Genomic DNA, 16030 nt, shown 5'->3' on the forward strand with positions numbered 1-16030 from the left:
AGAGATAGCCCTATTTTTATTTCTATTTATAGCATCATATTTTCCTATATCTAATGCTTTTTTTATAAATAGGGTTTATTTCTGATTATCAATTTTAAAGGAATAGCCATCTTCTGCATTTCCATTTAAGGATATATTAACCTCAGTTACGCCTTCTAAATCTTGCTCAAAGAAATGATCGGTATTTAATACTGCAGAGTTAAGTAATGCTCCCTCTTGAATCTCTGAAGCAATTCCCCAGTACAATTTGGGCTTAAGAACAAAAGTGGCTTTTTGGCCATAACCAACAATGTTTTTGGTCATCATCAATTTACCATCTTTGTATAAAGATGCACTTACACCATCAGGTATGTTTGCATCATTATTAATATCGATTGATTTAGTATCAGAAGCATTTCCGTTTTGAGCAAGCACAATACCAGTATCGTTTTTGCTCACTGTATATCGTTTTCCAATATCCGATGATAAAACCTGAGTCTTATTCATTCCGCCTTTCCATGTGGCTCCTACTTCTGTAATAATAGGAAATACAAAACTACTAGAAGAACCTCGTCCTATATCAGGAATAGTTCGCCATGCCACGCCTTCCTTTAGTACATCGAAGGTTGGGATTTCGTTTTTTGTAAATACAAAAACCGTAGGTAAGTCCTTATTCATGGACTTATTAGTGTAGGTAATTTTAATTTCTGTTGACATAATAATATTAATTTAGAGTTTATTTTTGACTATCAATTTTAAAGGAATAACCATCTTCTGCATTTCCATTTAAGGATATGTTAACTTCGCTTACGCCTTCTAAATCTTGCTCAAAAAAATGATCGGTATTTAACACTGCTGAGTTGATTAATTCACCCTCTTGAATCTCCGATGCAATACCCCAATACAATTTGGGTTTAAGAACAAACGTGGCTTTTTGACCATAACCAACAATTTTTTTTGTCATCATTAATTTGTTGTCTTTGTATAATGAGGCACTCACACCATCAGGTATATTAGCATCATTATTTACTTCTATCGATTTAGTGTCAGAAGCATTTCCATTTTGAGCAAGTACAATACCAGTATCGTTTTTGCTCACTGTATATCGTTTTCCAATATCCGAAAGCAAAATTTGGGTTTTATTTACTCCTTCTTGCCAAGTAGCACCGACTTCGGTACTTATTGGGAATACAAAACTACTAGAAGAGCCTCGTCCTATATCAGGAATAATTCGCCACGCCACGCCTTCTTTTAATGCATCGAAGGTAGGAATCTCGTTTTTTGTAAATACAAAAACCGTTGGTAAGTCTTTATTCATAGACTTATTAGTGTAGGTAATTTTAATTTCTGTTGACATGTTTTTATTTATTAGTGTTTATTAAAAATAATTATTCTTTAGGCTTAAAAGTTTCAACTGAAGTTGTTAACCCTTTAAGAAATGTTCTTCCTGCAGAAAATTCTGTTAGTGCATGTATTATATCCTGTGAAGAAAATTTATTACCAGAAACTGGATAACTCTTTGAAGACAGGCATTTAACATCAGCAATAGTTGTTTCTATCGATATTTTTAAGCTTCCAGAAACGTAGTCTTCATCTTTAATAGTAATTTTTGTATCTCCTATTTCAGGATTGCAGGTAGGTAGAGTAATTGTTGCCCCTGTAATATTTCCTGACTTTAAATTACTTTTTATTTGTTCTAACTTTGATTTTATTCTTGTCCGAATTTCATCGTTCATTTTACTTCCCAGAAAGCTCATCAAATCTTTTTGGAAACCACTAGAGGGTGTAGGGATTTTATTATTTGATGTTAGAACAATTGATACATAAGTATTTTCAACTTGTTGTTCACTACCCTCTTCTAAATAACTTTCAATTCCTTTTTCAATATCAATCAACTCTTCGGTTGGTGTATTTGCTGTTTCACTCATTTTTATTTGTTTTATGTTTGTGATACCATTGTTACATTCTAATTTGCCTCCGTTTTCTATTATTTTTCTATTATATTCTTCGTGTGAAAAAATATCAGTATCAGAAGGACTTCCATGAATTAAGATGTTTCCGTTATCTAAAAAACGGTAGTTCCAATTACCATTGTTCGGTAAGATTTTATTAACATTCAGAATACCAGATATTTTAAATGCATAATCTTTCATTTTACATATGTTTTAGCTTCCTCTTTCTATTTGAAACTGATAGCCTTTTTGCGCATTCCCATTTAAAGAAATCTCTACATAAGTAAATCCTGTAAGATCTAATTCGAAAAATTTAGTACTACTAAGCACAGCCGATTTTAAACTACTACCTCTAGTTATGTCAGATGCTAATCCAAAATAAATTTTATTGGTAGGCTTAAATATTGCAGATTGTCCATATCCTACCTGATTCTTTGCTAATAGTATTTTACCACTATTGCAAAATTGAGCTGATATTCCATCAATAACTTCTATAGTATTTTCTATTTCAATGGTCTTTTCATCCGAAGCTTCACCATCAGGCTTTAATACAATACCAGTTGTATCTTGCATAACCTGATATTTACTTCCTATTTTAGCAGTAATTTGTGCTGTTTTATTAGAAAAGTTATCCCAATAAGCTTGCACACTAAATTGATCATTGTAATAAAAGGTAGAACGGGATCCCCTGCCTATATTTTTAATTACACTCCACGCAACACCTTCTTCCAAACAATCAAAATTAGGCGTTTCATTTTGAGCAAAAACAAACACTTGGGGCAAGGATTTATTCACCGAGTTATTAATGTAGCAAATCTTGGTTCCTCTTTTTAAATTATCCATTATTCTTGATGATCTATTTTAAAGTGATAACCAATTTCTGCATTCCCATTTAAAGAAACTGTTGCAGCACTAACATTTGCTAAATCCTGTTCAAAAAATTGAACACTATCTAACACAGCAGAAGAAATAGATTGGGAAACCTTAATTTCAGAGGCAATACCCCAATAAATTTTAGGTGCTAATTGAAAGGAAGCTTTTTGCTCATAAGCTACAATGTTTTTTTTCACAATCACATTGCCACCTTTAAGGAGTTGTGCGCTTATACCTTTCTTTACTTGGATATTATTCATTAATTCAATATCCTTGGGGCTAATCGCATTTCCATCTTCCATCAATAAAATTCCAGTAGCATTTTTCTTTACTGTATACCGCTTGCCAATTTCACATGTCAATTGATTGGTTTCATTCGCTCCTGCTTCCCACGTTGCTAGGATGCTAGTTTTTGAGGGAAATAAAAAAGTACTACGCGAACCTCTTCCAATATTCTTAATTACTTTCCATGCTACACCATCGCGTATAGCATCAAAAGATGGCAACTCATTTTGGGTGAAAACAAATATGCTAGGCCTATCCTCATTTAAGGAATTATTGACATAGGTTATCTTTACGTCGCTATGGTGCATAACAAGCTCCTTTCATTTTTTCTTTTTCCATGGTTGTATTTTATTATTAATACTCGCTTCCGTTGTTTAACGATCGCTCTGGGTTTAAATTATGGATAGTTTAATACGCATACTTAAGCAATAAAACTGTGCTTGTCTTTCTGTTTAAGATAAATATCTTATGCACACTGTTGGGTAACTTAGCGTATTTAAACTATTCATAGTAAGCGCATGTTCTGATCTGCAGTACCAGCTCATGGGTTTCATAAATTCTATTTGTACAGTTATTGAATTTCAGTATGTTAAAGTTACTGCACTGTCACGTGGTATCTTTGTACTTACCATGCAACTTTTTAGCAATTTGACTCATTATAAGCGTTTAGTCATTCTGCATATGAAGCGAATGTTTAACTATTACTAAGGCATGTTAATTGAGCAGTAAAAAGTAAGTATGAGAGAGCGTGAAAATCTTATACTTTTCAAATAACAAAACAATTTGTACATTACTAATATCATCAATTAGTTTTTGGTAGTTTAAACTACTGTTGCTACCATTAATTAAAGAAAATAAAAAACGATCTCACAAAACTATTAATTCAGGTCAGCATAGTTACCTGATACCTGATTAACACAAGCAGACCAGTATAATTTAAGTTTTTCTCCATCCCCTAATTTTCTTAATGCATCTTGGATTTTGCTATCTGTTTTTATTAAATCAGATAGCAAAGTAGGATTATCAACCGTAACAACATTCTCTTTTTCTCCTATAACAACCTCACCCCAGCTACTAAGATCTCCTAAGTTATATAGTGTAAAATCAGGTGAATATGACCCACCTGTATAAATCACAAAGGGAGGCTCTATAATTGTATTTCCACTACCATTATCATGATGCAATGTTAGCGTCTTAATTTCAATTTGATCAATTAAGGTTTCTGCTACCGAGGTTGTTAAAGCATATCCAACAGGTGACAAAATATAAAGATCAATATTTTTTGGAAGCAGCATATTAAACTGTCCGCCTGGATAACTACCATGTCCTAAAAGGACTAAATCATTGTTATTAACAAGTACACTCATAATTTTATTTATTTATTTATTTATTTCGCTACTAGTGCTTCTAGTAGTCGTTATTTACACTTTATCTATTAAAACTAAATAGAGTAAATATTCCATTAAGTATCAGAAAATCAATGCAATATACGGATAGGTCTTTTTTGAGACTGTAATGGTTTATTTCAGTTATTACTTTTATTTGCGCTTGATTTAAGGTTTTTTATACGTCTATTTTTACCATTTAGCACACCTATAAGTAAGTTTTGTTAATGAATCTCAAATAGGATTTGCTACAACCATAGTGTATGCTTATAAAACTTGGCATATTGTATGCCTGGTACATTTGTTGGATCATTTCCTGTTTAAATTTCATTTTTTATCAGCTCCAAACCTGCAGTGTAAGTTTCTGATTTTCATTTATTCTAATTGTACAATTACTGAATTATTATAAATCTAAGTTATCGTAATGTTTTTTATTCAAATTGTATAAAACGGACAATTATTTAGCAATTTGACTCAGCAACTCATGTTTTAATTCTGATACATAGCAATAGATTTCATCATTGAACTCACCGGCTGTGCAGTCAAAGGCTTTGGTAAAGTGCCTTGAAAGATGTGAAGCGTCAAAAAATCCAGAGAGAAATGCTGCATCTGAAATTGATTTGTTCTGTATCGCAATTAATTCGGCTGCATATTGTAATCGTAAATTTCGGACTAACGTCATGGTTGTAATACCAAGTGATGTCACTAACTTTCTATTTAGCTTTGAAGAGCTCATAAAAATATTTTGAGCCAAGTATTCTGCGTAAAGAGATTCACTGCCTAGTTTCTCAACTACGATAGTTAGCAGTTTGGTTAGCCATAAATTTTTATTAGCAAGTTGAATTAATTGCTTAAAATGAACTTCATTCAAGGGGAATTCCCAATTCAGTAATTTAGGATTACTTCTTAATGCTTTTTTGCGATATGCAAACGGACTAATACCAAGCTCTACTTTGAACTTCCGGCTAAACACAGTTAAACTACTGAAGCCAGATTTAAGAGCTATTTCCTCTATCGATAATGTGTTTATTCTTAATATTTGTTGTGCATATTCCATCCTATACTTCAAAATTAGTTTCCCAGCAGAATTACCGGTTTGATTTTTTAGGTCTCTATTAAGTCGTGTTTTGCTAATTTTTAATAATTCGGATAATTGTTGTACTCCGAATGTTGAGTCCGTTTTTTTTCCTGTATAATAAGATGGATTTTATCCATTAATTTGGAACAGTGGGTGTTGGCTTCTTTCATTATTTTTTGTTTAATTAAATGTATTTTTCTTTTAGAGTAGCAGGAATCCTTAAAGAGTCTTAATCTTGGTAGATTCTAGTTTTACAATTATTGAATTATTATAAATCTAAGTTATTGTGAGATGTCTTAATTAAATTGTATAAAACGAGCAACTTTTTGGCAATTTGACTCATCAACTCATATTTAATTACCAGCTGTGTATTTATAGGATTGTTGAAGAGACTTGAAAGGTGTGAAGTTTAGACAAAGCCTGAAAATGATGCTATATCTATTGAACGCATGAACTCTACATTAATTTTAGGCTTGTAGTACCAAATAATTCTGCTAATCATCAATTTTTATTAGCGAGTAGAATTATAATGGACTTTATTTAACCGTAATTGCCAATTCAGTATTAAATTAACCTGTGTTCTAGTATTTAAAGTACTTAAGATAATTTTAGCGGCTTAAATGTTGTGTTAGAATTTTTTCTTGTATAATAATGTGAATTATTATAGATAAGCTTAAAGTTGGTGTTATTAGGTTCAATCATTATTTAATATTTAATTAAATGTATTTTTTGTTTAACTATCGAATGTAAATAAAATTGAAATGCTTAACAAATTATATATTTGATAAATTGGTCTGTATATGAAAGGATTAAGCCATGCTTTGTGTAGGATATAAAAATGTTGATGCGCTACTGATACTTCAGTTTGTAACTAATTAATTCGGGTAGGATGAATCAGGTAATTGTTTTGTCTTGCAACATTCTTGGATGATCGATTGATATCAAGTTTGCAATATGCTCTATTAACGGAAAGGGCTCCTTATGATAAGGAGCTTGGAGAGTTGTAAAATGTAATTGAATCAAAGGATACGGAATTGTATTAGCTTACAGAAAGCGGTGCTTTAATTGAAATATGTAGCGTAACAGGAGCGGTAATAAAAACTCAAATTTCAAGCTCGGAGCTACAATATATTTCAATTTCTGATTTAGATAGAGGAATGTATATAATTAAGGTTAAGGGGGATGATTCGTCATTTACAAGTAAGTTATTGGTAAAATAGCATACTATTTAATACAATATCATGGGCCAGCTAATTTAATTAGTTGGCCTTTTTTATGCCCGCAATTTTCTCCTCTTAGTGAGTAATTTATGGCAATACTTCATTGTAATCTTGGTTAACATTTATAGAGGTGTAAGAAATGTTTTTATATTTGACGTAATGGCGTATGTGAAATATATGCTTAGATAAAGATGTTAGGGCCATATTCGTAAGAATCTTATAGAATTTGTATAATTAATCCCAATATATTAGTTATTGTGATTCTAAGTTATAATTTTACATTTCTTTAAAAAATATTTAACTAAATAATGAAGATATGTCCTAAGGGGACAAACGGAAGTTACAACTCCTGATTGAAATGTTAGGAACAGGTTCAGGTTAGTTTTTCAAATAAACTTGATAAATGAAAACTTATTTTTATTTGTAGTTTCCGTGTGAATCTCCTCCTCTCTAAAAGAGGTGGAGATTTTTGTTTTTAAGTTTGAGATATGAAAAAAACAATCTTACATGAGATAAAAAAAGAAGCTGAGGAAAAGGCAATCGCTCACCAAACTTATCACAATTATTTACATCTCAATTATCTTAGAAACTGTAGAAGAGTTAAGGATGCTCCTCCAAAAGAAATAAAAGTACCTGAGGAATGGTCTGTTGATAAGAAATTTAACCCTTTTTATGTGTTAAAGCATAAAGATAAAATTGCAAAATCAATTGCTTTAAAGTTGCTCAATAAAACATATGAACCTAACAAACCATTTGTAAAAGAGATTCCTAAAAAGGGGGGTGGTAAAAGAACAATAAATATTTATCAAATTCCAGACTCTGCAGTGTCTGATAGATTTTATTATAATTTATTAAGTAAAAATAAACACCGTTTTAGTTCTTTATCATATGCATATCGTAACGATAGAAATATCCATTTTGGGATACAAGATATAGCGCACGAATTGACAAGTACTCCTCGCATATATGTTGCGGAGTTTGATTTTAGTGATTTTTTTGGTTCAATTAATCATGAATATTTATTTAAACAATTAGAGCAAAATTCCTTTTTGGTAAGTGATCTGGAGATGCATGTTATTCAATCTTTTTTAAAACCATTTGACAAAGGAATTCCGTTAGGTACTTCAATCTCCTTATTTCTAGCAAATGTAGCATGTTGGAATTTAGATAGAAAATTCGAAGACGCAGGAATTCGATTTGCTAGGTATGCAGATGATACTATTATTTGGTCTCGTCATTATTCAAAAATATCAGCAGCATTTGATATAATAGTGGACTTCTCGAAACAAACGGGTATTAAAGTGAACTATAATAAGTCTGATGGGATAAGTTTATTGCAACAGTCTGGTTTAAGATCTGAATTGCATAATTCTAAGAGCTTTGTTGAATTTCTTGGTTATAGGATTTCGTGCGAAAATGTTGGAATTAAAGAAGATGCTGTACATAAGATTAAAAAGCAGGTCTCTTATCTATTATACAGGAATTTAATTCAACCAATACAGGCACGTCCATTCAAAGCAATGAATATACCAGCTAATGGATTAGATAAAGATTTTATTACAGCTTTAATGCAAGTAAGAAGATATTTGTATGGAAATATGACTGAAATAACTTTAAAAAAGTATCTTAATGGAACATATAAGAGACTTTCCTTTAAAGGAATAATGAGTTTTTACCCTCTCATTACGGATGAAAAACAGATGGTTGAATTAGACAAATGGTTTTTAAGCACTGTACTGAATACTTTGAATAAGCGTAAGAAGATACTGATTACTCACAACTCGAATTTTAACGTTAATCAATTTCCTTTTGACTGCGATAAGAATGACTTGATAGAAAAGTGTAGAACTACACCAATATATGGTAAAAAAGGTCTCATCGAATTACCTTCCTTTATGAGAATTTATAAAGCATTAAAAATGGGAGTTACAAATGAAGGTATTGAAAAAGTTATGCATCCTAAATCAAGTATTTATTATGACGAATAAAGCATGATACCTTAATAAAACTAAAGGATATTGGCTGTTGGTACAAACTTCTTAGTTTAACTCCTAAAATAAACTCGCCAAACAATAAATTATAGTCTAAACTGAATTCGGTTCATAGTATTATCCACATGTCATACTACTTTATCGCTAACTGATCATTGAATTTTACCCTATCCCAAATGGGCGAAAGCCCAAATTGTTGCCGGAAGGCATAATCTAAATAGATTATTGGCCAAAAACCCGCCGGAAGCGCTTTGCGTATATAGATTATTGCCTAAATTCTTTCCGGAAGTGCTTTGCGTATATACGATAATGCTAAAATTCTTGTCGGTAGGCAATATCCCATATGGGCGAAGGCTGTTTGCTTCGCCGGTTGCTAAAATCTATATGGGATAAGCCTCAAAATTTAAAAGTCTCTTGCGTATTTAGGAGTTGGTTGATTATTAATGAGTTATCGTATGGGCTTGTTTTTTGCAAAGTCACTCTTTCTCAAAAAGAGGCATTTGCTAAGTGATATTACTCTTAAAACTATAAAATACTAACCGACTTTTCATCGTTCACGCAATCCCATTCATAATAAAGCAAATACCCCGTATTATACCTAGCACAAAGTAGGTGCAAAGCAAGCGGTAAAAGTATGAGAAGATGTAATTATTTCGTTCATTTTGATGATAGAATATCCTAATATCTTAGTGGAAAATAAAAATATTTATAATTGTAAGGTGTAGTTATTCAGGGGTTTGTGTTTGTTTGTATTTGTATGTATAAATGTTAATACGGTTTGGACTTATGTGTATATGCATAGGCCGAAGTGTGTATAGTTTTACAGTAATGTTAAATCAAAAAAATCATATTATGAAAAAACAGTTACTTAAAATTAGCTTATTATTAATGTGTTTAGTTGGTGGTATTGCCAATGCACAAACATGCGACGAAATTAAATTATTCTACAAAAACAGCGATGGCTCAAAAGGTGCTGAAATAGCAGATGATGGTGATGTTCAGTTAGGGTCTACAATAAAAGTTGAGTTGACCACAAGTTCTGATGTGGAAGGTAAAATTATATTTATGCAATTGGCAGGAACTGCCACATGGGTAAAAACGTACTCTCAGAATAGTGAGCCTACTATACCTCAAGGAAACAGTCAGCAAACAGCCTTTGATTTTGATGTTAAAGCAGATGGGAATGCCGAGGTAGGAGCTAGTTTTTTTAAAGTAGTTTTTAAAGATGTAAATAATGATAATATTGGAACAGGAGGACAAAAGCCTGTTACCTTTACTGAGGCTGCACCAACTCCAGATGGTCCAACTATCACCTCAGGATCTTATGTTGGGCAACCCTATGTGCAGTTTGGTACACCACTTAGTTATACTGTTGAATTTTCTTATCCAGATGATGGGAACGAGTATAAACTAGGTATACTGCAAACTAATTGGCTAGAAGGTGAAGCAAGTGCCAAGTGGGTTCAAACCAATAAAGTTGTATTAACAGGAGAAACAAGCCCATATTCAGGAACTTATAATGTTGTTACGCAAAATAATAGTGGAGTTAATTGTGTTGATGGTGTAGGTAATATAAGTTTTGTACTTTTTGTTAACGATGGAAATGGTGGTAATGATGCTATTTTAAATGATACAAAAATACAGATTCAGACTACATTCTCAACTACCCCAACTTCAATAGGCAGACCAGAAACATCAGCATTCAAAGTATATCCAAATCCTGCATCAAGCCATGTTTTTGTTGAGGCAGCAGAGGGCAGTTTGGTTGAAATATGCAATGTAGCAGGTTCTGTTGTTAAGTCTTTAACTACTACATCAAGTAAACAAAATATCTCAGTAGTTGATTTAGCAAAAGGAATGTATGTGCTTAAAGTTACAACAGATGGTAAAGCACAAACCACAAAATTATTAGTAAAGTAATCCAGGTTTAAAAGTAGTTGAGTTCTAAATGTTCCTAGAAATTGATTGCATGTTATTAGTAATACAAATTCTATTGGGTTTTGTGATGTTAAGCGGTATGATAAGTGGCCTCTTTACAAAAAGCTTTTGTTTTAAATTAAGCTATAGTAAGACCAGGAAGTTGAGAGCTTCGCTCGAAAATCACCTGGCCGCACTTAAGCTTAATTTAAATAAGAAAGGTGTTTGGAAAGCAGACTTGAACTTCTTTGCTTCTGTTTCTTGCTTCAAGGCAAGAAATGAAGTCGGGTTTGGGTTGACAACCCAATACGTATTATTATTCAGACAACATAGAATTTAAAAGTAAATATAGTTTGTAAGCTAAAGAGGCTAGCTATTCCTTATAATAGATAGTCTCTTTTTATAAAAATAGTTCGTCGGTTTTGAAATATTTTGCTGTTCTAAAAAGTGTAAGTATTTAGTTATTAAATCAACTACTTACATCAGCCATCAAACTAACGAACTATAATCTAAAGCATCGTTAAATTATTATTGTAATATTATGAGACTTTCATCCATTTTCCAGATCAGTTTATTTTCTGCCTTCACATTAGCATTAATGTCGTGCAGCAATACCAAATCAAATGATAAAAACACAACAGAGCAAGCACCCAAGCCCAATATTCTTGTTGTGTTATGCGACGATTTAGGCTATTCTGATGTGGGTTTTAATGGCTCAAAAGATATTACAACTCCTGCCTTAGATGCACTTGCGAATGAAGGAACCGTATTTTCATCAGCCTATGTGGTGCATCCTTTTTGCGGCCCAAGTAGAGCTGGTTTAATGACAGGGCGTTACCCGCACAAATTAGGAGCACAATTTAATTTACCACCCAATAGCGAAACCATTGGTAAAGGCATTCCTACCTCCGAAACTTTCATAAGTAAGGTGCTTCAAGATGCTGGGTATTATACCGGAGCAATTGGTAAATGGCATTTAGGCTCAGTGGCTCAATATCATCCTAACGTACGCGGATACGATGATTTTTATGGTTTTCTAGGAGGAGGACATAACTACTTTCCTGAGCAATATCAAAAAGCTTATCAGAAACAAAAGGCCGCTGGTAAAGAAGTCATTTTCGAGTATTTACATCCGCTCGAACACAATGGTGAAGAAGTAAAAGAAACAGAATATATTACCGATGCGCTTTCGCGCGAAGCCGTTCGTTTTGTAAACGATGCATCTAAAAAAGAAGATCCATTCTTTTTGTATTTGGCATACAATGCACCGCATACGCCCTTAGAGGCGAAAGATGAAGATTTAGCCATGTTCCCGAACATAGAAGATAAATCTCGTAAAACATACGCAGCAATGGTTTATGCTGTTGATAGAGGCGTTCAAAAAATAGTGAATGCCTTAAAAGAAACCAATCAGTTAGATAATACTTTAATTGTTTTTTTTAGCGATAATGGCGGTAAAACAAGTAAAGGAGCCACTAATTTCCCGCTAAGAGAAGGAAAAGGAAGCACCTGCGAGGGAGGCTATAGAGTGCCTATGTTTTGGTATTGGCCAAACCAAATTAAGGGCGGTCAGAAATACGATTTCAATATCTCAGCACTCGATTTTTATCCAACCTTTGCCCGTTTAGCTGGGGCCGATATTCCCGAAAACAAAAAGTTAGATGGTAAAGATGTTTGGGATGATGTGCTTGCAGGTAAAGATGCGCGCAAAGGCGAATATATTTATGCCTTAAGGCACAGAGAGCATTGGAGTGATGTGGGCCTTAGACGCGATAACTGGAAGGCGTTAAAAGTTTATAATCAACCTTGGGCTTTATATAATGTGAGCGAAGATTTAGGGGAAACTAAGAATCTAAGTAACGAACATCCTGAAGTTTTAAAGCAGATGGTATTAGAAGCGCAAAGATGGAGCCAAACACATCAGCAACCGCAGTGGTGGCACGATGAAGCAACTGGTATTGCATGGTACGAAGAAAAGATGCCGCATTGGGATGAGACATTTAATTTTAATTAGAATTTAATTTTTAAAGCAAAGATAATGGGAAGATATTTGGTAGGATTATTATGTACACTATGTTTTTCAGGTAGCTTATTCGCTCAGGAATTACCACTTTCGCATCCTGATATGAAATGGGAGTTTTTATCGCATTTTTCAGATGAGTTTGATGGCGCTACTTTGGATCAAAAGTGGACTACCGATGTGAGAGATTGGGGTACTTGGGCTTGGGAAAGTGAAAATACGTATGTGAATAATGGATCTTTGGCCATACGCATGCGTCAAAAAGAAAAGAGAAGCGATATTGGTAAAGATGTTTACTTTACTTCGGGCATTGCGCAAATTGATGAAACCATTACCTATGGATATTTTGAGGCGCGAATGAAAGGCTCATCAAAGGGGCAAGGTACCTGTCCGGCTTTTTGGTTGTATAGTCGTAGCATCCCTGAAGTTGAGGAAGAGGGCTACGTTCAATATTCAGAGATTGATGTGATTGAAATATTTCAGATTCCAAATAAAGAGCAGACTCTTGAAATGAATTTGCATACTCGCATATACGAGGATGGTGCCTTTGTTTGGAAACGCCCCGGTCAGGGTAATACCGAATTGTGTCACAATAGTTGGGATGCACCTTGGCACCCTAGCGATGAATACCACACTTATGGAGTAATGAATAGGGTAGATTCTATCTTTTGGTATGTTGATGGCGTGCAACGCGGCGCTAAGAAAAATCATTATTGGCATTTACCAATGCGTATAACGGTTTCAATGGGCTTGCGAACGCCTTACGAGAAGTATATTGATGGCGTAAGAACCATAATGCCTTATCCTGAGGAAACACCAGAACCGGGTTTTCCAACAGAAATGTATTGCGATTATGTTAGGGTTTGGGAAGCGCAACCTCAAATAATAGTGGATTACGAAAAATACGAAAATGATGAATTTCCTATTAATTTACCATTGGTATTTCAGTGTTATTTTGATGCCGGAAGTGGACATGAAGTAATTGCCGATAGCTATAATGGTATAGAGGCCATATTGCTTGAGAAGAATGCCCAAGGAGATATTATAAGTGAAGATAAAATAGAGAACCCATCGGTTATTGGCCAACAGGGTGGCAATGTTACTTTTAGTTTTGATATTAGTTCTTACGATCTTACTGAGGATTTGCCCGAAGGTAATTATTATGAGATCATACCTAAGTTTACATCATCGATAAACGAAGGAACTGATATTGTTTTAGACAAGCCCCTTAAGGGAATTAAGTTGGTTGAAGAATATGTGGGTATTAAAGAGGATGTTTTATCTGAACTATCTGTATTTCCCAATCCGGCTTCCAATAGGATAACAGTAAAAGGATTGCCTAATCAAGAAACAGAATTATCGCTTTATAATATTTTTGGAGGACATGTGTTAACAAAAACTACGGTCGGAGAGGTGAGTCAAACTTTATCTATTGGCTCATTAAATGATGGGGTTTACTTGTTAAAGGTGGCGACTTCAAATGTTAATAAGGTGATTAAATTTACCAAGGGGAATTAAAAGATTAATCTAAAAAATATGAATAACAGACTAATTATTTTGGCAATAGCATTAGTTACTTTTGTGAGTTGTGCTACCAAAGAAGAACCAAAGAAGAAACCAAACATTCTTTTTATTGCATTTGATGATTTACGTCCTGAACTCGGATGCTATGGCGTTAATGAGGTGCAAAGTCCTAATCTTGATGCTATCGGAAACGATGGTTTAATATTTGACAATGCCTATTGTCAGCAGGCCATTTGTAGTCCATCAAGAGCAAGTTTAATGACGGGTGCTCGCCCCGAAACCATTGGCGTAGTTGAAAACTATACATATTTCCGCGATAAAAATCCAGATATCATAACCCTTCCGCAGTTCTTTAAACAAAATGGTTATGAAACCACTTACGCTGGAAAAATTTATCATGGTAAGTATAACGACCCTGACTTATCCTGGTCGCGTAAGGCGGTGCACCCTAAGCTAGATCGCATACAAACCAAAGGAGGATTTGCACTCAAAGAAAATCAAGAGTTCTGGGAAGAAGATCGTGCTAAGATGGAAGCCAAATATGGTAAAAATGCATTGAGAAACGGATTGGCTCAAGGTCCTGTTTGCGAATCGGCTGATGTGCCTGATTATACTTACGAAGATGGCTATAACACAGAATGTGCCATAGCAACTTTAAAAGAGATGGTAAGTACAAACCCGGATAAGCCCTTCTTTTTGGGTTTAGGATTTAAAAAGCCGCACCTGAATTTTATTGCGCCTAAAAAATATTGGGATTTGTATAACGAAGACGAAATTCCGTTGGCAAAGTTTAAGGATGCACCCGTAAATGGAGCAGCAATGGGTTTACATCCATCCTTTGAGATGCGTGCCAGAGCGGGTGTTCCAAAGCAGGGTGATTTTGATGATGATTTGGCAAGATATTTATTACACGGTTACTTAGCTTGCGTGAGCTATGTTGATGCGCAATTGGGCAAAATGGTTGATGCATTAGACGAGGCCGGTGTAAGAGACAATACCATAATAATTGTTTGGGGCGATCATGGGTGGCATCTTGGTGATATGGGCATTTGGGGTAAAGCAACCAATTACGAAATATCAACGCGTGTGCCACTAATGATTTGGACTCCCGATATGAAAGCAGACTTAAGAGGTTCGCATAGTAAAGCATTAGTTGAGTTGGTAGATATGTATCCAACCTTAGCTGATTTGGCTGGTCTCGAAGCTCCTTCTCACCTTGAAGGGCATAGCTTTTCTGCATTAATTGATAATCCTAATCAAGAATGGAAGAAGGCAGTTTTTAGTCAGTTTCCTAATCCTGCCCTAAGAGAGTGGGCAGCAAATCCCCTGTCAAAGGGAATGCGCGAAACATATTTTGGCCCTCTCATTGAAGAGGTTGAAGAGAAAATAAAAGAACAAATGGGCGACAAATGGGATAGAGACCTATTTGAAAACCGATTGATGGGTTACGGTATGCGCACCGAGCAATATCGTTTTGTGGTTTGGAAAGATTACACCATACCAAGCGCCGAACCTATATTCTATGAGTTGTATGATCATACTAATGACCCATATGAAACCGTAAATGTTGCTGATGATAATCCTGAAAAAGTGAAAGCATTATATGCGCAGTTTAAAAAAGGTTGGAAAGGTAATTTGCCTAATTAATAGGGCAATAAAATAAGGTTAAAAGGGGTGCTTTATTGAGTACCCCTTTCTGCGTTTAACCCGTAGAGGGTTTAATGAAATTCATGAGTTCTTATAACAAGCGTTTAGGTCTTATTTAGTAGATTTAAACTTTCGTATGTTTTTTTAATTATTAGCTAT

General features: G+C 34.2%; 13 protein-coding genes and 1 pseudogene. 6 read left to right on the forward strand and 8 right to left on the reverse strand.

What is annotated here, in order from left to right:
* Positions 1–75: 75 nt before the first annotated feature.
* From A8B35_RS19180 to A8B35_RS23790, 8 genes and pseudogenes are all read right to left on the reverse strand, one after another.
* Entirely contained in the window at positions 76–696 is a 621-nt protein-coding gene (locus A8B35_RS19180) for a hypothetical protein (RefSeq protein ID WP_068475034.1), read from the reverse strand.
* A gap of 19 nt (positions 697–715) precedes the next feature.
* Positions 716–1336, reverse strand: a complete 621-nt coding sequence (locus A8B35_RS19185; RefSeq protein ID WP_068475037.1) for a hypothetical protein — start codon at positions 1334–1336, stop codon at positions 716–718.
* Between the two features lie 31 nt (positions 1337–1367).
* Complete coding sequence (locus A8B35_RS19190; protein ID WP_068475040.1) at positions 1368–2132, reverse strand: hypothetical protein; 765 nt, start codon at positions 2130–2132, stop codon at positions 1368–1370.
* A gap of 12 nt (positions 2133–2144) precedes the next feature.
* The gene (locus tag A8B35_RS19195; protein ID WP_068475042.1) at positions 2145–2774 is read right to left on the reverse strand and encodes a hypothetical protein; all 630 of its coding nucleotides are present in this window, start codon (positions 2772–2774) and stop codon (positions 2145–2147) included.
* Complete coding sequence (locus A8B35_RS19200) at positions 2774–3397, reverse strand: hypothetical protein (protein ID WP_068475044.1); 624 nt, start codon at positions 3395–3397, stop codon at positions 2774–2776. The genes A8B35_RS19195 and A8B35_RS19200 overlap by 1 nt, the downstream gene beginning before the upstream one ends.
* 570 nt (positions 3398–3967) lie before the next feature.
* Entirely contained in the window at positions 3968–4456 is a 489-nt protein-coding gene (locus A8B35_RS19205; protein WP_068475047.1) for a putative adhesin, read from the reverse strand.
* Positions 4457–4931: 475 nt separating this feature from the next.
* The gene (locus A8B35_RS23785) at positions 4932–5345 is read right to left on the reverse strand and encodes a helix-turn-helix transcriptional regulator (protein WP_262506990.1); all 414 of its coding nucleotides are present in this window, start codon (positions 5343–5345) and stop codon (positions 4932–4934) included.
* Between the two features lie 57 nt (positions 5346–5402).
* A pseudogene (locus tag A8B35_RS23790) lies at positions 5403–5615 on the reverse strand (helix-turn-helix domain-containing protein); the annotation flags it as partial.
* A gap of 1001 nt (positions 5616–6616) precedes the next feature.
* On the opposite strand from A8B35_RS23790, the gene A8B35_RS23935 reads away from it, so the two are divergent.
* The 6 genes from A8B35_RS23935 to A8B35_RS19245 all read left to right on the forward strand — a co-directional run bounded on the left by A8B35_RS23935 (position 6617) and on the right by A8B35_RS19245 (position 15871).
* Positions 6617–6772, forward strand: a complete 156-nt coding sequence (locus tag A8B35_RS23935; protein WP_083634559.1) for a T9SS type A sorting domain-containing protein — start codon at positions 6617–6619, stop codon at positions 6770–6772.
* Positions 6773–7260: 488 nt separating this feature from the next.
* Positions 7261–8760 carry a reverse transcriptase domain-containing protein gene (locus tag A8B35_RS19220; RefSeq protein ID WP_068475053.1) on the forward strand — a complete coding sequence of 500 codons (1500 nt, stop codon included), beginning with the start codon at positions 7261–7263 and terminating at the stop codon, positions 8758–8760.
* 855 nt (positions 8761–9615) lie between these two features.
* Complete coding sequence (locus tag A8B35_RS19225; protein ID WP_075603777.1) at positions 9616–10683, forward strand: T9SS type A sorting domain-containing protein; 1068 nt, start codon at positions 9616–9618, stop codon at positions 10681–10683.
* A 538-nt stretch (positions 10684–11221) separates the two neighbouring features.
* Positions 11222–12694 carry a sulfatase family protein gene (locus A8B35_RS19235; RefSeq protein ID WP_068475062.1) on the forward strand — a complete coding sequence of 491 codons (1473 nt, stop codon included), beginning with the start codon at positions 11222–11224 and terminating at the stop codon, positions 12692–12694.
* A gap of 24 nt (positions 12695–12718) precedes the next feature.
* Positions 12719–14218, forward strand: a complete 1500-nt coding sequence (locus A8B35_RS19240; protein WP_068475065.1) for a family 16 glycosylhydrolase — start codon at positions 12719–12721, stop codon at positions 14216–14218.
* An 18-nt stretch (positions 14219–14236) separates the two neighbouring features.
* Positions 14237–15871, forward strand: a complete 1635-nt coding sequence (locus A8B35_RS19245) for a sulfatase (RefSeq protein WP_068475068.1) — start codon at positions 14237–14239, stop codon at positions 15869–15871.
* Positions 15872–16030: the final 159 nt, after the last annotated feature.

Origin of the sequence: Saccharicrinis aurantiacus, from assembly GCF_001660705.2 — a bacterium.
Classification (GTDB): domain Bacteria; phylum Bacteroidota; class Bacteroidia; order Bacteroidales; family Marinilabiliaceae; genus Saccharicrinis; species Saccharicrinis aurantiacus.